Below are 21,200 nucleotides of genomic sequence, written 5' to 3' on the forward strand. Positions count from 1 at the left end.
CCGATGTTCTTAAGGCGTCGAGAGGCGGCATACCGAGTGGCACCCGCCCGTCGCGCTCTTATTCTGCTGCCTGCGCCATGGCCGCACCCTGGATGGCCTGCCACACCTTCATGGGTGTCGCCGGCATGGTCACGGTCTCCGTTCCGATGGCATCGGTGATCGCATTGATGACCGCAGGCGGCGAGCCGATCGCGCCGGCCTCGCCACACCCCTTGATGCCGAGCGGATTGCCGGGACACGGTGTAGTCTGGTGGCTGACCTCGAACATCGGCACATTGTCCGCACGCGGCATGCAATAATCCATATAGCTCGCCGTGATCAGCTGGCCGCTGTCGGCGTCGTAATGCACGCCCTCGAGAAGGGCCTGTCCGATACCTTGCGTCAGGCCGCCATGAACCTGACCTTCTACGATCATCGGGTTGATGATGTTGCCGAAATCGTCGGCCGCGACAAAACGCAACAGTTCGGTTTTGCCCGTCTCCGGATCGATCTCCACTTCGCAGATGTAACATCCGGCAGGGAAGGTGAAGTTGGTCGGATCGTAAAAGGCTGTTTCCTTAAGGCCCGGCTCCAGTCCTTCCGGCAAATTATGGGCGGTGTAGGCACCCAGCGCCATCTGGAACCACGGAAGCGTTTTGTCGGTGCCGGCGACCTTCAGTTCACCGTTCTCGATCTCGATATCGCCCTCATCGGCTTCGAGAAGATGGGCCGCGATCTTCTTGGCCTTCTCCTCGACCTTGTCGAGCGCCTTGACGATCGCGCTCATGCCGACAGCCCCGGAACGTGAACCATACGTGCCCATGCCCATCTGCACCACATCCGTATCGCCATGGACGATCTTCACCTGATCGAGCGGCAGCCCCAGACGCTCGTGCACGAGCTGGGCGAAGGTCGTTTCATGGCCCTGCCCATGGCTGTGGCTGCCGGTCAGGACTTCGATGGTTCCAGCGGCGTTGACGCGCACCTCTGCCGATTCCCATAGGCCGACACCAGCACCCAGCGACCCGACCGCCGCAGAGGGTGCGATACCGCACGCTTCGATATAGCAGCTCATACCGATCCCGCGCAGCTTGCCGCGACTGCGGCTTTCCTGACGGCGCGTCTCAAAGTTTTTGTAGTCGATTGCCTCCATCGCGGCGTCGAGCGATGCTTCAAAATCGCCCGTATCGTAATTCATGATGACGGGCGTTTGATGCGGAAACTCGCGAATGAAGTTCTTGCGCCGCAATTCGGCCGGTTCGACTCCAAGCTGACGGGCCGCCTGCGTCATGGTGCGTTCGACGAGATAGGTCGCTTCCGGGCGACCGGCCCCGCGATAGGCATCCACCGGCACGGTGTTGGTGTAGACCGTCTTCACATTGGCATGAATGTTCGGAATGTCGTACTGGCCCGACAGGAGCGTCGCATAGAGATAGGTCGGCGTCGCGCTGGAGAAGAGCGACATATAGGCGCCGAGATTGGCCACCGTCTCAACCTTGAAACCGACGATCCGGTGATCGGCATCGAAGCCGATCTTCGCCTTGCTGTGATGGTCGCGGCCATGCGCATCCGTCATGAAGGCTTCGGTACGGGTCGCGACCCACTTCACCGGCACGCCGGTGCGCTTTGAAGCCCAGAGGCAGACGATCTCTTCCGGGTAGATGTAGATCTTGGCGCCGAAACCGCCGCCGACATCGGGCGCGATCACGCGAAGCTTGTGCTCGGGCGCAACATTGTAGAACGCGCTCATCACAAGCCGGGCGACGTGCGGATTCTGGCTGGTCGTCCAGACCGTGTAATGGTCTTCCGCCTTGTTGTAATGTCCGAGCGCAGCCCGCGGCTCCATTGGATTCGGCGACAGGCGATTGTTTCGGATATCCACTTCGACGACATGCGCGGCGCCGGCAAGAGCGTCGTCCGTCGCCTGCTCTTCACCGATCTCCCAGTCGAAAATGAGGTTCCCCGGCGCTTCGGGGTGAAGCTGCGGCGCGCCCTCGCCCAGCGCATCAACCGCGTCGGTCACGGCAGGAAGCGGCTCGTAATCGACCATGACCATTTCGGCCGCATCGAGCGCGATATCGCGTGTCTCTGCAACCACGATTGCCACGGCATCGCCGACGTAACGGGCGCGGTCCGTCGCCAGCGGGCTCCACGCACCCATATTCATCGGCGATCCGTCCTTGCTGGAAACGGACCAGCCGCAGATCAGATTGCCGATGCCATCCGCTTTGAGTTCCGGTCCGGTGAGGACGTCGATGACGCCGTCCATTTCCAGCGCAGCGCTCTTGTCGACGCCGTTCACCTTCGCATGGGCGTGGGGCGAGCGGACGAAGGCCGCATGCATCATGCCCGGCACTTTCATGTCGTCCGTATAGCGGCCTAGGCCGGTAATGAAGCGTTTGTCTTCCTTGCGTGCCACGCGGGCACCAATGCCATGTCCTTCAGACATTCCTGTCTCCTCCTCGCAAGCCGGTTTCCCGCTCGCTATCCTCCTGATGATACGTCGGCGGAAACCGCCCTATTCCGCGGCCTCACTTAATTTTGCATCACCCTTCGCCATCTCGTCGGATGCGGCGAGGATCGCCTTCACGATGTTGTGATAGCCGGTGCAGCGGCAGATATTGCCCTCCAGATTCTGCCGGACCGTAGCTTCGTCCAGATTGCCGGGGCCGTAGCGGCGCACCATGTCGATTCCGGCCATGATCATGCCCGGCGTGCAGAAACCGCACTGCAGGCCATGATATTCCTTAAAGGCCTTCTGCATGGGGTGCAGCTCGTCATAGCCGGCATTGGCCGCTTCGATGGTCACGACCTCTGACCCGTCCGCCTGCGCCGCCAGAACGGTACAGCTTTTGACGGCCTTGCCATCCAGATGGACGACACACGCGCCGCATTGCGTTGTGTCGCAACCAACATGGGTGCCGGTCAGATCGAGCTCATCACGCAAGAAATGGACGAGCAGAGTGCGGTCCTCGACGGTACGCTTCACCTTGCGTCCGTTAACGACGAGCGTCACTTCAGCCATTGCATTGTTCCTCCCCGAACTTATTCGCCGATAAAGCGGCGGTTAGAGGATTAAATGACGAGGTGACGCGTTCGGTCAATGAATAAAGAGACGCGTTGGACTTTCCGCTGAGCCGATAAACGGCGGATTTGACACCGTTTATTCTTGATAGAAAGAGTCCTGTTTAGCGAAGGGACCTGTCTATTTTACGAGTCGCTCACTCGGCAGGACAGCCCGCGCCTGCATCAACCCAGGCCTCTGTCAGCGCGCCAAATATTTCCTGGCTTCCCGGAGCGGGCTCTCGACCTTGGCCCGGCTCCCACCCCCAGCCGACGAGACCGTCCTCGGCATTATGCTCCACGAGTTGCTTCAGGGTTCGACCGCCGTTGCGCTCCCGATCCTTGAGCTGCTCGCAAATGGCAGATAGCGGCAGTCCGATCCATCCCATCTCAGGCGGCGCAAGATGCCAGGGATCATGGCCGGGTATCGACCCCTCCCCGCTCACATAGACAACGTTTTCTGGACTATGGCAGGTATTGCAGCGCATACCGGCCACGCCGAAATCGGACTCCCCGCGAGAGACTTGCGGCTGATGCACGCGCATCTCATCGCCCTGGCGCGGCATATCGTCGACGGGATGGCAGTTCAGGCAACGCGGATGAGTGAGCACCTTCCCCATCTCTTCGAAGAGCGCCACCGACCGCGCCTTATCGTCAGCGATCGATGCAAAGGCCTCCGGGCCTCGCAGAGCCTCCTGTGCCAGCGCCTGAGAACACAGAAGCAGGCCGGCCATCGATATTGAGACGATCCCATATCCGCTGCGCAATGATCTCTTCCTCGCCCTCATGTGAAATCAATGATCCAGCTACACGAAGAGCTTGCCTTCCGCGATCTTCACCGCATGACCGCCAAGCCGTGCTTTCACCAGCTCACGTCCTTCGATTTCCAACTCAAGCCTCAAGGCGGAGGGACGCCCCATCTCGACGCCCTGCTCGATTAGTACGACATGCGATCCGTCGTGCGGCGTGTCGAACTGCATGATGACACCCGAGAATGCGGCCGCTGCGGAGCCGGTCGCGGGATCCTCGGGAATCCCCAAAGCAGGGGCAAACAATCGAACATGAAAGGCGGCGTCATGTCGGATAGTGTCACGCGTATAGACATAGACCTCGCCGAAACCGGTTCGTTTCGAAAAGGCATGCCAGCTTTCCGCGTCGACATTGGCTCTGCCGATGGCGTCGAGCCCGTGCACAGGCACGCAGAGGAAGGGAACCCCTGCTGAATAAACGGTCGGGACATGGTTTTCGAAACCGACCTCATGAGCAGACAGCCCAAGCGCCGCGGCAATCTCTTCCTTTTCCAGATCGAGATCCGCGGCTACAGGCATCTTCGGCAAGTCGAACTCGGCGAAGAGCGTACCGCGATCATCGTTCACCACACACCGCACGAGCCCGATCTGTTCTTCCAGCGTGACGATGCGTCCATCTCCGGCGAGGCCACCTCGCCTCTCCACCTGAGCGATCGCCGCGCCGACGGTAGGATGACCGGCGAAGGGCAATTCACCCTTGGGCGTAAATATCCGTGCTTGCGCGCTATGAGCTTCATTTTGCGGAGCGGAAAGAAAGATCGTCTCCGACAGGTTGAACTCCCTTGCCAGGCTGGCCATGGTTTCCAGGCTCAGTTCATCCGCATCGAACACCACGGCCAGCGGGTTACCTTCCAGCGGCGTAGCTGTGAAAACATCATAAATGGCGTAATCGCGGCTCACGATCGCACTCCCTTTTTCGTATCGCTTGCTGAAGACTGTCCGAAATGGAAGTCCAGAAACGGTCTCATATGGTCCGGCGCCGATGGCGGCAGATCGTTGACGGATCGTAGAACGATCGGTGATGCCAGCTCGGGATGCGCTTCTGCCGCGATGTGCCGCCGCACCGCCCGCTCCGCCTCGCCGGCATCTTGCGGAAGGTGAAAACGACGGAACAGACAGGATGCGCCATCCGCGCCACTCCAGAGCCAAAGGGCATCTTCGCGGTCGCAGGCTCTGATGTCCAACCCTGTCTCCTCCTCCACCTCACGATACATGTTCGCCTCCAGATCGATCTTGCCGTCAAAGACGTCGTCCGCATCGAAGGAGCCAGCAGCAAAATAGACCTGCCCGGCATTGAGCGTCGTCTCGCCCATCGCAACGGCAAGAAGGGCGCCATCGGCCAGGACGGGTACGGCATGAGCGAAGATATGCTCTAGGCCAGGTCCGCGATTGGCCCGCCAGTGGAGAAAGGTTGCGTAGCGGCCCAAATGAAAGGTGCCTCTCAAAACCCCGTCCGCAGACAGTTTCAGACTCTCCATCAGACAGAATTTCCCATCGAAGAGCGCCGGCTTTTCGGCTGTCATTGTCTGCCAGAGTGCTTCGATCTCGGCTTCGTGCTGGCGCTCATAGGGATGCGCGCCTTCCACCGCGACCAGATCGATCCCCTCAAGCGGCACGATGCGCTCGCGAGGCAGATCGAATTTCGCGCGATGGGAAGCCTCGTCAAAAGCGCTCATATGTCCAGCTCCAGAACGATCGGACAGTGATCGGAGGCTTTCGGGCGATCCCATCCGGTGCGAGGAAAGCGCTCCACAACCTGGCCAGGCGGAAAGATGGTCCGCCATGGCTGACCGCGCCTTTCGATCTCGGGCACGGCAGCGGGATTGGCCTCTGCGAGTTTCGGCGAAAGAAGAATGTAGTCGAGCTGGCAGAGGTGACGTCTCTCCGGCCCGCGGCTGTGAAAAAGTGTCCACCGCTGCATCGGGTCGAGCCGTTGCGCGGGATCAATGGCAAATCCGTCATCGAGCAGCACATCGAGGCTCGAACGGGATTCCGAAATCGGCTCGAACCGGTAATCCTCCTCGAACTCGCCATGAATGACGATCCGTTCGCGGTAATCGTTGAGATCCCCGCAAATCGCCCAGCGCATATCCCGCGCGCGACCATCGAATTTTTCTTCGAGAATACGCCGGGCGGCTGCCAGCTCCGCCCGACGGACAGGCATTGTCCAGTCACGGCCTGAGATATCCCGATCGCGTGAGGGTCCCATGCTTTTCAAATGGAGAACGACGACCGTGAAAGGTCGGCCGCCGACAGCCACGTCGACCACCATGCAGTCTCGCCGGAAGAGCCGCTGGGCGCCATCCACCCCCATCGCCTGAAGCTCTTTCGAATGCAGGTCGAGATCGGCAAAGGTGCGGACTGCATGGCTCTGAATATCCCGTATCTCGATCGGCTTGCCGTCACGGGTTTCGTTCCGGGCCAGGATGCCAAGGTCGATGCCCCGCCCGTCATTGCCGCGCGTGACATGGCGCTGCCGATAGCCTCGCCCGACCATCCGATGGAGATAATTGCGCTCGAACGCCTCCAGAGCATCGATATTGTCGACTTCTTGAAGGCAAATGATATCGGCCCGCACGGCGGTCATGGCGAGCGCCGAGAGCTGGCGGGTATCGTCGGTCGTCGCTACGGTTCTGGCAGCTTCCAGACGCTCATATTGCCGCCGGTCTTCGATCTGGTAGAGCGCCAATGCGCGATCCTGACGCGACGCATTGCGAAAGCCATGAAAATCGAACCTGTTCATCAGGTTCTCGATATTGAAGGTGGCGAGCCGCAATCCCATTCGGATCAATCTGGTCGATGCGTAGAGCGCGACAAGTCAGAACGCTACGGAAACACTGGCCGTCTGCCCAGAAGTAGGCAGACGATGAGCTGAACCAGCGCGTAGCGATCACATCGCGCCAGCAATCAGCCTTCCCAGTCTCGCCATGCCTTCTTCGATCATCTCGTCATCGGCGCACGAAAAGGACAGCCGGATCGTATTGGCTCCCGAGCCATCGGCAAAAAATGCCTGACCCGGGACGAATGCGACCTTTTCGGTCTCCAGCGACTTCGCAAGAAGATCAGCGCCGTCCAGATGTTTCGGCAAGGTGACCCAGACAAACATTCCGCCCTCGGGTTCCGTCCAGCTCACGCCCTCCGGCATATGTTTCTTCAGCTCAGCCAGAAGCTTGTCGCGACGGGCGGAATAGACCGAGCCGATCTTATCGACCTGCTCATCGAAAACCGTCCGCGCGATATGATCGATGACGATCTGATTGATCGTCGATGTGTGCAGATCGCCCGCCTGCTTGATGATGACGAGCCGGTCGAGGATCTGGCGCGCGCCGCAGACCCATCCAATGCGAAGGCCGGGCGCCAGCGTCTTGGAGAAGCTGCCGCAATAGATCGTCCGGCACGCTTCGATATCTCCACCGCGCTGCTCCTGCTCGATCGCGAGGATGGGCGGTATCGATTTCCCGTCGAAGCGAAGCGCCTGATAGGCTCCGTCTTCGATGATGGGCATGTCGAACTCATCCGCCATCTCAATGAGCTTCTCGCGCATTTCGCGGCTGTAGGTCTGACCGGTCGGATTGCTGAAATCCGCGGACAGATAAGCAAATTTCACCGCTCCGCCGGCTTCCTCCGCTTCCCTGACGATTTCGGCCGTGCTGCGGTTGCCCATGGGATCGAGCCGATCGAAACGCGGTTCATAGGCATTGAAGGCCTGCAAGGCCCCAAGATAGGTTGGCCAGGTGACGAGCGCGGTATCGTTCGGCGAGAGATACAGCTTGGCGATGAAATCCAGTGCCTGCTGGCTGCCTGAGGTGATCATGATGTTTTCGACGTCACATTGAACGCCGATGGTCGCCATGTAGTCGACGATCCATTCCCGCAGCGGCACGTAGCCATCCGACAGAGAATATTGCAGCGAAATTCCGCGCGTCTGTTCGTCGAGCGCCTTGGCGTAGCCTTCCTTTGCGGCTTCGGCCGGAAACAGCTTTTCATCGGGTATACCGCCCGCAAAGGAGATGATGTCGGGTCGCGCCAGAAGCTTCAGAAGTTCACGGATCTCGGACGCGCGCATGCGTTTCGCGCGACTGGCAAGGCGAGGCTGCAACATGATTTCACCTGTCGATCGGAATTTGGTGGCGCATGTTTCCGTCCCCCGCCGCTTTATGTCAACAGGACTGACCTATTTTTCGGATCACAGAAAAAAGGCCGCGTCCGAGGGCGCGGCCTTTCCGTTTTTCACTTTATTTCAGGCGCAGATCAGTTGCGATCCTTGTCCACCAGTGCGCCACTCTTGATCCAGGGCATCATGCCGCGCAGCTTTTCGCCGACCTGCTCGATCTGATGGGCGTCATTGACGCGGCGGGTGCCCTTGAAGCGAGCGGCGCCGGAGTGCCACTCCTGCATCCAGTCCGACGTGAACTTTCCGGTCTGGATGTCCTTGAGCACACGGCCCATTTCGGCCTTCGTCTCTTCGGTGATGATGCGCGGACCGGTGACATACTCGCCCCACTCGGCGGTGTTCGAGATCGAGTAGTTCATGTTCGCAATGCCGCCCTCATAGATCAGGTCGACGATCAGCTTCACCTCGTGCAGGCACTCGAAATAGGCCATCTCCGGGGCGTAGCCCGCTTCCACCAGCGTTTCGAAGCCGGCACGGATCAGTTCGACCAAGCCGCCGCACAGCACTGCCTGTTCGCCGAAGAGATCGGTCTCGCATTCTTCCTTGAAGGTCGTCTCGATAATGCCGGAACGACCGCCGCCGACACCTGCGGCATAGGACAGTGCAACATCGAGGGCATTTCCCGAAGCATCCTGATCGACCGCCACGAGGCAGGGCACGCCGCCGCCGCGCTCATACTCGCTACGGACCGTGTGGCCCGGGCCCTTCGGCGCGATCATGATGACGTCGATCGTTTTGCTGGGTTCGATCAGGCCGAAATGAACGTTGAGGCCGTGGGCGAAGGCGATAGCCGATCCATCGCGGATATTGGCGGCGATCTCGTCCTTCCAGATGTCGGCCTGCAATTCATCGGGCGTTGCCATCATGAGCAGGTCGCCCCAGGCCGCCGCTTCCGAAACGCTCATGCACTGAAGACCGTCCGCTTCGACCTTGGCGCGGGTCGAAGATCCCTCGCGCAGGGCGATTCGGATATCGTTCACGCCGCTATCCTTGAGGTTCATGGCATGGGCACGGCCCTGGCTACCGTAGCCGACAACGACGACCTTCTTGTTCTTGATGAGATTCAGATCGGCATCGGCATCGTAATAAACGCGCATTTGGTCTCTTCCCTATGATTTGATTGCGAGTTCGAGTTGACCGGAAGGTGGCGTCTGCACCGCTTTTCCGGGATGGATCTTTCCTCCCCCTTCATTGGCGAAGAGAGCGAGAAATTGTTCTGCCGCTCGCGCAGCTCTTGCCTTGTTCGCGGCACTGTCGGGCGCGGGGCCCTCGCCGAGCAAAAGGCGAATTTGCAGATCTCGGCCGACAAGGCCGAGAAATGTCCTGAAGGCGTCTTCGGTATCGACGATATTGAGCAAGCCGGATTTCTGCCCGGCCTGAAGCAGAGCCTTGAGCCGATCCGCCACCGCTTCGCGCCCATTGGCAAGAAGGATCTTTCCCAGGCGGCTCTTGCCGGAACCGGCATGACTCACCGCGACGCGATTAAGCGCAAGCGAGGTCGGAGACGAAATCACCGACAGCCAGTTGGCAGCAAAATCCTCCAACGCCGCTTGCAAGCGCACCATGTCAAGCGGCAGGCCGTCATACTCGCCGGCCGTCACCTGCGAGGCCTGCCACCTCACCGTCGCCGTCAGCAAGCCATCGCGATCGCCGAACCATTTGTAGAGGGTCTCTTTCGAGCAGCTTGCTTCACGCGCCACACGAGCCACGGAAAAACTGTCGCCCTCCCTGACGATGAGCTGAAGCACAGCATCCAACACCTCGCGCTGGCGGGGCGTAAAGTCTGTCTCGGGGTGGTTCGGCTCGGTCATCACGGCCATGTACCGTACCGTACGGTACGGCGTCAATAGCTCGGATGCAGCTACTCAGCGAGCCGAGAAGACGCTGACCTCGTCGGCATCCGTAAAGGTCAGTAGCGACCGCAGCGCTGCATCTGCTGATTGTAGGCGGATGCCATGTTGGTTGCCTTTTGCGCGGTCCGGGCAAGGCTGGCATCCCCGCGATAATTGCCCCGCCGATAGCCCGCGTGACCGAGATAGTAATTCAGGTAGAGATTGTATGTATCGTTGAGCGCCACGCCATTTTTTTCGTGAGAGAGCCGGTGATGCCAACCGACGAAATCGACGGCGTCATCGAAATTGCTGCGGCGCGCGCCCCGATTGCCCGTCTCCCGCTTGTAGCGATCCCACGTTCCGTCGAGCGCCTGGGCGTACCCCGTGGCACTCGAGGGTCGCTTCCAGGGGATAAAACCGAGAAGCTTCTTACGCGGCGGCTTCGCCTTGCCGTCGAAGCCCGACTCGACGCGGATCGTTGCCAACAGTACCGCCCGCGGCACGCCCCATCTGCGCTCGGCCTTCTCGGCAGATTTGGACCAATCGGTGAAGAAACTGTCCGTCTGGTCGAAGACGGCGCAGATATTGTTGATACGGCTCGGCGGCGTGGCGCAGCCTGCCAGAAGAAGAAAGGGGACAAGAAACAGAACAGGACGCATGACAAACCTCGTGCAGGTGCACGATTAAACCCGTAAAATGATAAGAATTCCTGCGCCCCGCCATTAACCATGACGCGTCAGGCGCGTTCTTCATCGCATCAATGAGCGGTGCGAATTCCGCGTTCGGATCAGATTGACGATGTCACGTCGTCAAGGCTCGGGGCCAGCGCGGGAACAGTTTCGATCTTAAGGCGCGGCTTGCGATCCGGTCTTCTCCCGCCGTCCGATTTTTCGCTCTTCTTTGCCACGCGCTTCGCACCTTGTCGGATGAGCGGTCGTCGGCTTTTGCTTTCTCTTCCCATGGGAGACAAACGCAATCCCGAGCGACTTTGGTTTCGCCACTTCCCCATTTCGCCGCATCATGGTTAATGAGCGGTTACGCTTGGACTCCCCTGCCCTCCAGAGCCGCGAGGAACCGCCTGACCGTCTCGCTCATGCCATGCTCCAACGCGTCGGCCGTCAAACCGTGACCGATGGAGACTTCATCCAGTTCTGGCAGGACAGCAACTAGAAGGAAGAGATTTTCGACGGTGAGATCATGGCCCGCATTGACGCCTAGGGCTCTTTCCTTTGCCGCTTTGGCCGTTTCGGCAAGCAAGCGGGCCTGTCGCTCCGCTTCGGCGCTGTCGTCGAAGGTGCCGCCATAGGGCCCGGTGTAGAGTTCGATGCGGTCGGCGCCGGTCTCGGCTGCGGCATCCAGCTGACCGCGTCCGGCGTCCGGGTTACAAAACAGGCTGACGCGAAAACCATTCTCTTTCAGTCGTTTGACCGAAGTTTTCAGAATCTTTTTGTGAGCAAGAAAATCCCAGCCGTGATCAGACGTCGGCTGCGCCGGATCGTCCGGAACGAGCGTCACCTGATCCGGACGGTTTTTCTCGCAGAGTTTAAAAAATTCGTCCGAAGGGTAGCCTTCCATATTGAATTCGCCCTGCGGAAATTCCTCATCGAGCAGACGCCGAAGGGGCGGTAAATCGTCAAAACGGATATGACGCTGATCGGGCCGCGGATGAACGGTGAGGCCGTGCGCGCCGGCAGCCATGGCGATCCGACCCAGCCCGGTCACGCTCGGCCAGGGCAGATCGCGCCTGTTTCGGAGCATCGCAATCGCATTCAGGTTCACGGAAAGTGCGGTCGGCATCGGTCTCTTTCGCTTCTTCTTTCCAGCACAGCATAGAGCCCCCGCTTGCCCCGACAATCGGCCACCATGTCATCAGGGCAATATGAGCGCTCGAAGATCGCTTCCCTCGTTCTCGCATGTCGCAAGCCTGAAATGCGGCCAGTAGCCTCGTGCGAAGCGATCAGGCAGTGACCAGAAGCACCATGCCCGCCAGTATGACACCAGACCAGGCCAGCCGCCGCCCCATCTCGGCCTCTCCCAGGAGCCAGCCTCCCGCCACGACCGCAAGCACGACACTTATCTCTCGTCCCGGCGCCACATAGACAACCGGAGTGAAGGTAAGCGCATAAAGAACAAGGATGTAGGCAAGCGGGCTGAAGATCGCGATCATCACGACAGCCATGCGATGCCGCTGCCAGATCGCCCGGACCTCGGCTCTGCGGCGATAGGCAAGCGGCGACAGAGCGCCCACACGCAGAACGCTCGTCGCAAAATCCAGGAGAAGAGGCGGCGTCATCAGCACCGAAACGGCATAAGCATCCCACACGGTGTAGCTGCCGATCAGGCCACCGACTCCCACTCCGAAAAGAAGCGATGTCACGGGTCGCGCAACGCCCCTTCCTCCCCCGCCACTGAGACACAAAACGCCGGCGATGATCAGGGCGCCGCCGATCGCAAGCTGTGGGGTCACAGCCTCGCCAAGAAACAGGACGGCGAACGCCGTGGAAAGAAACGGGCCTGTCGACCGCGCAACAGGATAGACTACCGAGAGATCGCCCTTCCGATAACCGGCTTGAAGGAAAAGGAAATACGCCAGGTGAAGAATCGCGCTACCGATGATGAAGCCGGCATCCGCAACATGCAGAACCGGGCGCTCCATGAAGACGAAGACCAGGACGACCGGCGTATAGAGGATGAGGCTGATCAGCGAGAAGAGCCAGATGAGCTCCGCCCCGGCCGAAATTCGTTTGACGAGAAAATTCCAGGTGGCATGGCAAAAAGCAGCGGAGAGTACGAGAAATAGTCCGAAAGCAGTCACGACAGAGTCCCTGATCTGGAATGAAGACGCGGATATCCGCGCCCTCTCCATCCCCTCTGGCGTTTTCGTCCTCGGGTGTCTGCCGTTCTCGGCTCATAACGACGCTTGGTCCGGCTTGCATCATTCGGCAACGGAACCCTAGCCGCACATGGATAGGCGGATTGACGTTAGCAGCGCGAATACAAACATGAAAGGGCAGTAGCGGGCGCGAGCTGCCCTGCCCTCATGCATCGGAGCACCTTCCATGGCTATCAGAATTGAAACACTTGCTCCGGGCGCATGTAGCCTCGCGGTTCAGGGCCGGATTGAGAAAACCGATGTCGAGATGGCCATGGCGGCGATCGAGACGGCAAAAAGCGAAAGCGAGAAGGTCAACCTGCTCGTCGACCTGACCGGCTTTGCAGGATTTGATATCGCCGCACTGATCCAGGATGTGCGTCGCGGCATCGGCGAATGGAAAGACATCTCCCGCTATGATCGCGTGGCCGTCATCACCGACCGGGCGTGGATGGACTGGATGACCAAGGTGGAAGGCAGCGCACTACCCAACGTCTCGATCCGGACATTCGGAACCGATGAGGTCGAAAATGCCAGGCGTTATGTCCTCGGCGAAGAGGTCGCGAAGAAATCGCCGCCCCCCGCCCTTCACCTTCTGGCTGCCGACCGGCCCGATGTGCTGGCATTTGCGGTCAGAGGTCGCCTCACCCAAACCGACATAAAAGCCTTCAATCAGTTGCTGGAAGAAAAAATGGCCGGTTTCCGCGAGGTGGACGTTCTCGTCCGGCTTGAAGGCAAGCTGCCGAGTTTCGATCCGGCGATCTTTTTCAGTGGCAATAGCTGGGCGACCAATTTCAGCGCCTGGAAACGACTGCGCCGCTATGGCCTCGTGGGAGCACCTCAGATGCTTGGCGGCGCGACGGATTTTCTCGGCGCGATGATGCCTTTCGATGTGAAGACCTTCCCTGCGGATCGCGAAGACGATGCCTGGCAGTGGATCGGCGCTCGGCCCACGGAAAACTATGGATCACACGACGCAACGGCTCCTTCGGAGACGCCTCGGCCTTGACCGGCAATTGACAGGAAGCGCTTTTGGGTGAAGTTGAGCGCAACTAGCAAAGGGCTACCAGCATGTTTTCGCGACTCCTCACATTGCTCCTGATTTTCGTTCTCGGCACGTTGTTCGGATGGCTCATCCTCCCGGGCCTTATTTCGGAAGATGACGCCGTGGTGACGCAGCAGGAGATGCGTGACGGGCAACGGACGGTCGAAAACCGACTGGAAGAACTGCAAACGAGCGTTCAGTCGCTCGCCGAGCGAATCGGCGATGGGGCGCGTGAGCTTGGCGGAGATGCGGCCGAAGCCATTCAGAACCTGCAGGGCGATGCCGAGGAAGCCGGCAGTGAGGCCCGGCAGACCTCTCAGGATGCGGCCGACGCGACCCGACGGGAACTGCAGGAATTCCGCAATGAGATCGACGAGCGCATCGAGGCCTTGGAACGCACGCTCAGCGACGATCCGGACGTCCCCGCCGACGAGCCGGATGTGCAGGAGACCGGGCCGCAAACCGCGACGCCTGCAGAAGCCGAAACACCGGCCTCACCTGCCGAGCCTGAAAACAACTAGGCTCTTCCTGCGCCAACCTCCGCAGCGCTGCGAGAAATTGCAGCCTGCGGCATGTGCCTCGTTGCAGACGTTACTTCACGATGGTGAGACGTTCGGCGGCGCGGGTGACGGCCGTATAAAGCCAGCGCTCGCGATTATCGCGAAATGCGAAGCTCTCATCGAAGAGGACGACATTGTTCCACTGGCTGCCCTGCGCTTTGTGGACAGTCAGCGCGTAGCCATAGTCGAAATCGTCGTAGCGGCGCTTCACCTGCCATGCCACTTCGGTTTCGGGATCTTCGAACGCCGCCTTCAGCAGCTTGATCTTGGCGAGACCGCGCTCGGCATCCTCTTCCTCGGGACTGACCAGCAGATTGATACCCGGCTTCACCGTTTCACGACTTGAAGAAACGACGGTCCATAGCGACCCGTTGAGGAGGCCCTTGGCTGGATCATTCCGAAGACAGACAAGCTTGTCGCCCGATTGCGGAGTGACGCTGTCGAAATCCTTCAATTGGCGAAGCCGCGCATTGTAGCGCCGCCGTGTGCGGTTGGTGCCGACCAAAACCTGATCGGCGGCCAGCACCATCTCCTGATCGACATCGTTCTTGGAGATCACCTGTGCGGCGCCATAATCGCCATGCATCAGCGCCTTGCCTTCACGCACGTCCATCGCAAGGCGGATGATCGGATTGTCCGCCGCCTGCCGGTGAATTTCCGTCAGCAGGAAGTCCGGCTCGGCGTCGGTGAAGAAGCCACCACCCGAAATCGGCGGCAACTGCCCTGGATCGCCGAGCACCAGAATGGGGGTGCCGAAGCTCATGAGATCGCGACCGAGCTGTTCGTCCACCATCGAGCATTCATCGATGACGATCAGCTTGGCTTTGGCGACCGGGCTTTGACGATTGAGAGAGAAGGAGGGCGAAATTGTCGTCTTGCCGGTCTCCTCGTCCTCGACGGTCTCTTCCCCGCGTGGCCGATAGATCAGCGAGTGGATGGTGCGGGCATTTTTTGCACCACGTTGCCGCAGGACCTGCGCCGCCTTTCCCGTGAAGGCGGCGAACTGCACATCGCCGTCAATTCCTTCGGCGAAATGGCGCGCCAGCGTCGTCTTTCCGGTCCCGGCATATCCGAACAGTCGAAAGACCGGGCCTCTGCCGGCTTTCAGCCATTCGGCGACGGCTTTCAGAGCGGCATCCTGTTGCGGCGAAAAATCCATGACCAATGCCGTGCCAGATCAGGTGATTCCCGGCAAGCCGCTCAACCGTGCCTGACCGCCTTGTCCCGGGGTAGCGGCACATTCGTCCCCTCGACAAGCCCGGCCAGCGTCTCACCGGCGAGCGTATCGAGAAAGGAGGATCGCGCCTCGGCGAGCAAGGATTTCAATCGGCACTGGGGCAGAAAGCAGCAGCCGGGCTTATGAAAGCACTCCACAATCGCGAAGTCCGGCTCGACGGCACGCACCACCTCGGAAATCACAATGTCTGTTGCAGGCCGTGCCAGACCGATGCCGCCACCGCGCCCCCTGACGGCAACCGCGAAGCCATGCCGGATCAGACTTTGCGCTGTCTTCATCAAATGATTTCCGGACACATCAAAGCGCTCCGCCATCGCACTGACGGACAGATGCTCCGGATGAGAGGCGGCCAACACCATGAGGATACGCAACGCATAATCGGTTTGAACGGTGAGGCGCATGAACTCGCTCTTCGGCTCCCGCTACAAAGTGGTATTTCAGATATTGCTTTTCTGAATATCATGATACAGGTATTTAATATACCACTTTTAAGGCCGCGCATCATGCATCATATCGTCAAGCTGTTTCTGCTACCGGGAGATCTGGTACGGCGAAGACTCGGCATCTCGATCGAAGAGGATGGCGGCATCATCCGCTCCTTCGTGAATATGTGCGTCTGGGGTGTCCTGCTGACCGTTCTCGTGCTCAATCTGCAGGACTGGTTCTAGGAGAATGATGTGAGCAATTCATCCGACGACACGCTCGACCTGACGGTGCGCTCGGCCAGCCGGCCCCCGGTGCCGCTTGTGGATGGGATCAAGGCCGCCGATATCTCGGTGACGGTCGATCGGTTCTACGACGCCGTGCGGCAGGACGAGCGTCTCGGGCCGCTCTTTGATGGAATCATCGGGGATCGGTGGCCCGTACATCTGGATAAGATGAAAGCGTTCTGGCGATCCGTCCTGCTACGAACCGGCGAATACCATGGACGCCCCGTGCCGGCTCATAATGGCATTGTCGATCTGCAATCCAGCGATTTCGAACGATGGATCGCGCTGTTCGATGCGACAACCGAAGAGCTCTTCGATCCGCAGGGTGCCACCGCCATACAGGCCGTTGCCAGGCGCGTCGGTTCGAGCCTCTGGCTTGCCCGCTTCGGCTCACCGTTCAATTCTCCGCCCGACGCTCTGAGAAGCGCTCGGCCGAACTCCACCTGAACGGACGCCTCTCTTTATTCGCCCTCACCCCGGCTGCGAAGCTCGGGCAGTTCGGCATAAGACGAAACCTTGCTTCGCAAGCTCTCCGTATCGAGAACCTCGAGGTTGTCCTGGGATTTGAGCCAACCACCAATAGCGTGCGGGAGGCTCATTTCCTCTTCAGCTTCGGCGAAGGCCTCGTCGAGTTCCTGAAGCACCTCGACACCGGCACCCGCCTCTGGATCGCTGGCAAGCGCCTCAGACAGTTCAGCGTCCTGCGCCAGCAGAGCCTGAAGCGCCTCGACGACACGCAGATGATTTTCCGCCTCGACCGCCTCGAGCCCGGCAATCACCGCGTACCAGATTTCCTCGCGATCAGTCGCATGATGCGCGAACCGCGCCAGACCGCCTTCTGTTGTGTTGCGCCACAGGAAATCGACGCTCCAGCCCATAAAGGCCTGTTTGGAAAGTTCTTCCGGCATCGCCAGGGCATCGAACAGGAGAAAGTCGCAGATCTGCGCGTTCAGCTCGTGCGCAGCGGTGTCGTCGTCCTGCTCCATGACTTCATCGCTCAGCATTAGAGGAATGGCGATGTGCGATCCTTCCTCATCCATCTCCGCGGCAGGAGCGTCGTTGTCGTCCGGATGGCCGGGTTCCATATCGCCGGAGATAGCTTCCATCTGGTCGCGGGCAGTCGTCTCGTCAGGCGTGGCGGATTGAGAGGCATCGTCGTCTTCACTGGCCAGACCGTCATCATCGTTATTGTCGAACCCAAGCGTGACCATCTCCTCCAGCCGGCGAAGTCGCTCGTGATGTTCTTCCGGTGTCATGGAGGCGATCTGATCCCCCATGTGACCGGGATCCTTATAGGCGGCCTTTGGCTTCTCCTCGGTGACGGAACCGGCATCCTCGTAAGAAGGCTCAGCAGCATTTTCATCCGCGATGTCGGATACATCCGGCGCCATAGAAGGCGCCTCGATCATCCGATGAGGCTCCGCATCAGCCGCCGGCTCCTCATCCGTTTCGCCCGCGACAATGTCGTCGGCATCGACACCAGACCGGGTCTCGTGAGGACTTTCGATCAAGCCTCCCTCTGACACATCATCAGTCTCCGCGATGGACGCCGCCTCGGAGATACTCGCCGTTTCCTCTTCAACCTTACCTTGCTCCGCCTCGGATGAAAGAGCACTCCCCTCTGCGGTAGGCATGGGCTGATCGACGGCCTCAGTCATCGGCAGAGTTTCCTCCGCCACCGCCGCTTCGGCTGATGCTTCTGGTCGTTGGTCCCCTTCGTCCGAGCTTTCCTCGGATACAGCATTTGTCTCCTTCAACGGCGAAAGAGGATGGGCGCTCAGAAAATCCTGAATATCGGCATTGGCGTTTCTCAGGGTCGCGAGATGCGCCTGGATATCGCGGCCTATGTCGCGGAAGTTAGGTCCAGAATCGGCCCGTCTCGGCCTCGCCCGTTTTACTGGTGCTGCGATGGCCTGCACCTCGGCATCGGCCTTTTCGACCCGCGCGAGATCGTCGCTTTCGTCGGTATCCTGCACTTCGCCTTCGTCGAGAGCAGCGGCCGCAGCAGAGGCAGCTCGGCGCTTCAGAGCCGTATCCTTTTCGTCGGCCAGCGCCGGTTCGGACGTGCTGTCCTTGAAGATACCCTTCAGACGAGATCCCACCTCGTCACGCGAAAGCTGCGCTTTTTCAGGCTCTTCTGTCTTTTTTTTCTTCTTAAGCAAACCACTCAGCATGACAGCCCCTGACGCAGAAACTCAACTGCGCCAGAGTCTGGGAGGCTATGGTCAACATCCCGCTAACGGGACCGATCCGATTTCGGCTGAACGGTATCGTGGTAAAAAATCGGTAAAGGCAGCCTTATTCCAGCATGCCTTCCGCACCGCGAGAGAGAGCGACGACGCCGGTGCGGCACACTTCCACAAGACCGAGCGGCGCCATGATCGCGATGAACTGTTCGATCTTCGAGACCCGACCCGTGATCTCGAAGATGAAATGATCCGTATTGGCGTCGATAACCGTGCCGCGAAACGCTTCGCACAGACGAAGCGCTTCAACACGTTTTTCGCCGGTGCCGGCAACCTTGACCAGCGCCAGCTCGCGCTCGATCGGCTTGTCATGGCCTTTTTCCTTGGCTGTCATGCTCAAATCGACGACGCGATGCACCGGTACGATGCGCTCAAGTTGATGCCGGATCTGCTCCACCACATGCGGCGGGCCGCTCGTGACCACCGTGATGCGTGAGAGATGCTTTTCATGCTCGGTCTCGGAGACCGTCAGGCTTTCAATATTGTATCCGCGGCCCGAGAAAAGACCGATGACCCGGGCAAGAACACCCGGCTCGTTGTCGACGAGGACCGAGAGGGTTCGGCGCTCGGCGGTCTCGGTCTCCTTAGTGATGAAATAGGCCGAGGCGGGCGGCTGTAGCTTCACATTCATGGTTTTCTCCCTCTCAGACGAGCTGCGCGCCTTCGCGATCGATCGCGGTGGCCACTGCCTCATCGCTCGCCTCATCCGGCAAGAGCATTTCGTTATGAGCCTTGCCCGACGGAATCATCGGGAAGCAATTGGCCAGATTGGCCACTTCACAATCGAAGATAACCGGACCGGGAGTATCGATCATTTGCTGGATGGCCTCGTCCAGATCATCCGGCTTCGCACAATGGATCCCGGTTGCGCCGAAGGCTTCTGCCATCTTGACGAAATCCGGCAGGGCCTCCGAATAGGAATGCGACAGCCGGTTGCCATGCAGCAATTGCTGCCATTGGCGCACCATGCCCATATAGTGATTGTTCATGATAAAGATCTTGACCGGCAGATTGTACTGAACGGCCGTGGAGATTTCCTGCATCGTCATCTGAACGGAAGCGTCTCCTGCAATATCGATCACCAGCGCATCCGGATGGGCAGCCGCAACGCCCACCGCGGCAGGCAAGCCATAGCCCATCGTCCCGAGGCCACCAGACGTCATCCAGCGGTTCGGTTCCTCAAAGCCATAGAATTGGGCTGCCCACATCTGGTGTTGGCCCACTTCCGTCGTGATGTAGGTCTTGCGGTCCTTGGTCAGCTCATACAGCCGCTGGATCGCGTATTGCGGCATGATGATCTCGTCATTGGGTGAATAGGCCAGGCAGTTGCGCGCCTTCCAGCTCTCGATCTGCTCGTGCCAGGGCTTGAGCTTCTGCCGGTCCGGCTGCGCACCGGCCCGCAAGATCCGGACCATATCTTCCAGAACGTGCCCGCAATCGCCGATGATCGGCACATCGACCGGAACGATCTTGTTGATCGAAGACGGATCGATATCAATGTGGATCTTCCGGCTATGGGGAGCGAACGCATCCAGACGGCCGGTGATACGGTCGTCGAAACGAGCACCGACGCAGAGCATGACGTCACAATCATGCATCGCCATATTGGCTTCGTAGGTGCCATGCATGCCGAGCATCCCCAGCCAGCGCTCGCCGGAGGCCGGGTAAGCGCCGAGCCCCATCAGGGTCGACGTGATCGGAATGCCGGTCAGCTCGACCAGTTCACGCAGCATGTGCGACGCTTCCGGACCGGAATTGATGACCCCGCCGCCCGAATAGATGACGGGTTTCTTCGCGCTCCGCAGCAGTTCGACCGCTTCGCGAACCCTGTCCGCACGGCTACGCAGCGCCGGCTGATAGCTGCTGCGACGTTTTGCGGAGCTCGGCGGAACATAAGTGCCGGTGGCAAACTGGACGTCCTTTGGAATATCGACCAGAACCGGACCGGGACGGCCTGTGCTCGCTACACGGAAGGCCTCATGCATGATCTCCGACAGTTCATCGACATTGCGGACCAGCCAGTTGTGCTTGGTGCACGGGCGCGTCACGCCAACCGTATCGCACTCCTGAAAGGCATCCGAGCCGATGACCGAGGTGGGCACCTGGCCGGAGATGCAGACCAGCGGAATGGAATCCATCAGAGCGTCCTGCAACGGCGTCACGGCATTGGTCGCCCCCGGCCCTGATGTGACGAGCATCACACCGCATTTGCCTGTCGAGCGCGCATAGCCTTCGGCCATGTGGCCGGCGCCCTGCTCGTGCCGCACGAGAATATGCCGGACGGTCTCCTGCTGGAAAATCTCGTCGTAAATGGGAAGAACGGCACCGCCCGGATAGCCGAAGATGTCCTCGACGCCATTATCAATGAGCGCCTGCACGACCATCTCCGCTCCGGTCATCTGTCGTGAGCCAGTTTCTCGTCTTCCATTCCCATCGGCCATTGTTCGTTCTTCCTGTCTGTCCGCCAGAGCCGGCGATTTGTCTCATTTTCCGTGATCAAGGCAATAAAAAAGGCCCTTTCGGGCCCTGTTTTCCGCGCATGGGTGGCAAATGCCGGGCGGCTACGCCACCCTGCCCATGCGCGATCCTACGAGTACGAGACGAATACAAATCATGCGCCGCATGAAGCATGCCGGGACCGGCTCGTCAAGATCGGGCAATAATCCCGCAGAT

21 protein-coding genes are annotated in these 21,200 nt (G+C 59.7%); 4 read left to right on the forward strand and 17 right to left on the reverse strand.

Translation table 11 applies throughout. The features are described from left to right. Window positions 1–58 precede the first annotated feature (58 nt). From D8780_RS07855 to D8780_RS07910, 12 genes are all read right to left on the reverse strand, one after another. Window positions 59–2,428, reverse strand: a complete 2,370-nt coding sequence (locus D8780_RS07855; RefSeq protein WP_121645094.1) for a xanthine dehydrogenase family protein molybdopterin-binding subunit — start codon at window positions 2,426–2,428, stop codon at window positions 59–61. Window positions 2,429–2,497: 69 nt separating this feature from the next. After that, window positions 2,498–3,004: a (2Fe-2S)-binding protein gene (locus D8780_RS07860; RefSeq protein ID WP_121645095.1), complete on the reverse strand. Its 507-nt coding sequence runs from the start codon at window positions 3,002–3,004 to the stop codon at window positions 2,498–2,500. Between the two features lie 196 nt (window positions 3,005–3,200). Next, entirely contained in the window at window positions 3,201–3,776 is a 576-nt protein-coding gene (locus D8780_RS07865; protein ID WP_121646451.1) for an Isoquinoline 1-oxidoreductase subunit, read from the reverse strand. Window positions 3,777–3,848: 72 nt separating this feature from the next. Next, window positions 3,849–4,751 (reverse strand): PhzF family phenazine biosynthesis protein, encoded by a 903-nt coding sequence (locus D8780_RS07870; RefSeq protein WP_342633428.1) that lies wholly within the window; start codon window positions 4,749–4,751, stop codon window positions 3,849–3,851. Then, the gene (locus D8780_RS15735) at window positions 4,748–5,527 is read right to left on the reverse strand and encodes a hypothetical protein (RefSeq protein WP_158598464.1); all 780 of its coding nucleotides are present in this window, start codon (window positions 5,525–5,527) and stop codon (window positions 4,748–4,750) included. Before D8780_RS15735 ends, D8780_RS07870 begins: the two co-directional genes overlap by 4 nt. Then, complete coding sequence (locus tag D8780_RS07880) at window positions 5,524–6,633, reverse strand: endonuclease/exonuclease/phosphatase family protein (protein ID WP_121645097.1); 1,110 nt, start codon at window positions 6,631–6,633, stop codon at window positions 5,524–5,526. Before D8780_RS07880 ends, D8780_RS15735 begins: the two co-directional genes overlap by 4 nt. Before the next feature lie 108 nt (window positions 6,634–6,741). Further along, window positions 6,742–7,953, reverse strand: a complete 1,212-nt coding sequence (locus D8780_RS07885; RefSeq protein ID WP_121645098.1) for an aminotransferase-like domain-containing protein — start codon at window positions 7,951–7,953, stop codon at window positions 6,742–6,744. Window positions 7,954–8,102: 149 nt separating this feature from the next. Further along, window positions 8,103–9,122, reverse strand: a complete 1,020-nt coding sequence (gene ilvC / locus D8780_RS07890) for a ketol-acid reductoisomerase (RefSeq protein ID WP_121645099.1) — start codon at window positions 9,120–9,122, stop codon at window positions 8,103–8,105. Between the two features lie 12 nt (window positions 9,123–9,134). Continuing rightward, on the reverse strand, window positions 9,135–9,845 hold the full coding sequence (locus D8780_RS07895) for a TetR/AcrR family transcriptional regulator C-terminal domain-containing protein (protein WP_425373624.1): 711 nt from the start codon (window positions 9,843–9,845) through the stop codon (window positions 9,135–9,137). An 89-nt stretch (window positions 9,846–9,934) separates the two neighbouring features. After that, window positions 9,935–10,516 (reverse strand): transglycosylase SLT domain-containing protein, encoded by a 582-nt coding sequence (locus D8780_RS07900; RefSeq protein WP_121645100.1) that lies wholly within the window; start codon window positions 10,514–10,516, stop codon window positions 9,935–9,937. Between the two features lie 376 nt (window positions 10,517–10,892). Then, entirely contained in the window at window positions 10,893–11,654 is a 762-nt protein-coding gene (locus D8780_RS07905) for a pyridoxine 5'-phosphate synthase (RefSeq protein WP_121645101.1), read from the reverse strand. 160 nt (window positions 11,655–11,814) lie between these two features. Then, on the reverse strand, window positions 11,815–12,672 hold the full coding sequence (locus D8780_RS07910; RefSeq protein WP_121646454.1) for a DMT family transporter: 858 nt from the start codon (window positions 12,670–12,672) through the stop codon (window positions 11,815–11,817). Between the two features lie 244 nt (window positions 12,673–12,916). Here D8780_RS07910 and D8780_RS07915 point away from each other — a divergent pair, with 244 nt between their 5' ends. Next, window positions 12,917–13,738 (forward strand): SpoIIAA family protein, encoded by an 822-nt coding sequence (locus D8780_RS07915; protein ID WP_121645102.1) that lies wholly within the window; start codon window positions 12,917–12,919, stop codon window positions 13,736–13,738. Window positions 13,739–13,800: 62 nt separating this feature from the next. Then, window positions 13,801–14,295 carry a hypothetical protein gene (locus tag D8780_RS07920; protein WP_121645103.1) on the forward strand — a complete coding sequence of 165 codons (495 nt, stop codon included), beginning with the start codon at window positions 13,801–13,803 and terminating at the stop codon, window positions 14,293–14,295. A 70-nt stretch (window positions 14,296–14,365) separates the two neighbouring features. Here D8780_RS07920 and D8780_RS07925 read toward each other — a convergent pair whose 3' ends face one another. Both D8780_RS07925 and D8780_RS07930 read right to left on the reverse strand, forming a co-directional pair. Continuing rightward, window positions 14,366–15,493 carry an ATP-dependent DNA helicase gene (locus D8780_RS07925; RefSeq protein ID WP_121645104.1) on the reverse strand — a complete coding sequence of 376 codons (1,128 nt, stop codon included), beginning with the start codon at window positions 15,491–15,493 and terminating at the stop codon, window positions 14,366–14,368. A 41-nt stretch (window positions 15,494–15,534) separates the two neighbouring features. Continuing rightward, complete coding sequence (locus D8780_RS07930) at window positions 15,535–15,972, reverse strand: RrF2 family transcriptional regulator (RefSeq protein WP_121645105.1); 438 nt, start codon at window positions 15,970–15,972, stop codon at window positions 15,535–15,537. A 102-nt stretch (window positions 15,973–16,074) separates the two neighbouring features. Here D8780_RS07930 and D8780_RS07935 point away from each other — a divergent pair, with 102 nt between their 5' ends. Together D8780_RS07935 and D8780_RS07940 are read left to right on the forward strand one after the other, a co-directional pair. Continuing rightward, window positions 16,075–16,239, forward strand: a complete 165-nt coding sequence (locus D8780_RS07935; protein WP_245412297.1) for a hypothetical protein — start codon at window positions 16,075–16,077, stop codon at window positions 16,237–16,239. Between the two features lie 9 nt (window positions 16,240–16,248). Then, window positions 16,249–16,728, forward strand: coding sequence for a group III truncated hemoglobin (locus D8780_RS07940; RefSeq protein ID WP_199699568.1), 480 nt, complete (start codon window positions 16,249–16,251; stop codon window positions 16,726–16,728). Window positions 16,729–16,742: 14 nt separating this feature from the next. Here D8780_RS07940 and D8780_RS07945 read toward each other — a convergent pair whose 3' ends face one another. From D8780_RS07945 to D8780_RS07955, 3 genes are all read right to left on the reverse strand, one after another. Further along, a complete protein-coding gene (locus D8780_RS07945; protein ID WP_121645106.1) occupies window positions 16,743–18,455 on the reverse strand; it encodes a DMP19 family protein in 1,713 nt (570 codons plus the stop codon). A gap of 124 nt (window positions 18,456–18,579) precedes the next feature. Then, on the reverse strand, window positions 18,580–19,158 hold the full coding sequence (gene ilvN, locus D8780_RS07950; protein WP_121645107.1) for an acetolactate synthase small subunit: 579 nt from the start codon (window positions 19,156–19,158) through the stop codon (window positions 18,580–18,582). A gap of 13 nt (window positions 19,159–19,171) precedes the next feature. Continuing rightward, window positions 19,172–20,968, reverse strand: coding sequence for an acetolactate synthase 3 large subunit (locus D8780_RS07955; protein ID WP_121645108.1), 1,797 nt, complete (start codon window positions 20,966–20,968; stop codon window positions 19,172–19,174). Window positions 20,969–21,200: the final 232 nt, after the last annotated feature.

The organism is Notoacmeibacter ruber, from assembly GCF_003668555.1.
Classification (GTDB): domain Bacteria; phylum Pseudomonadota; class Alphaproteobacteria; order Rhizobiales; family Rhizobiaceae; genus Notoacmeibacter; species Notoacmeibacter ruber.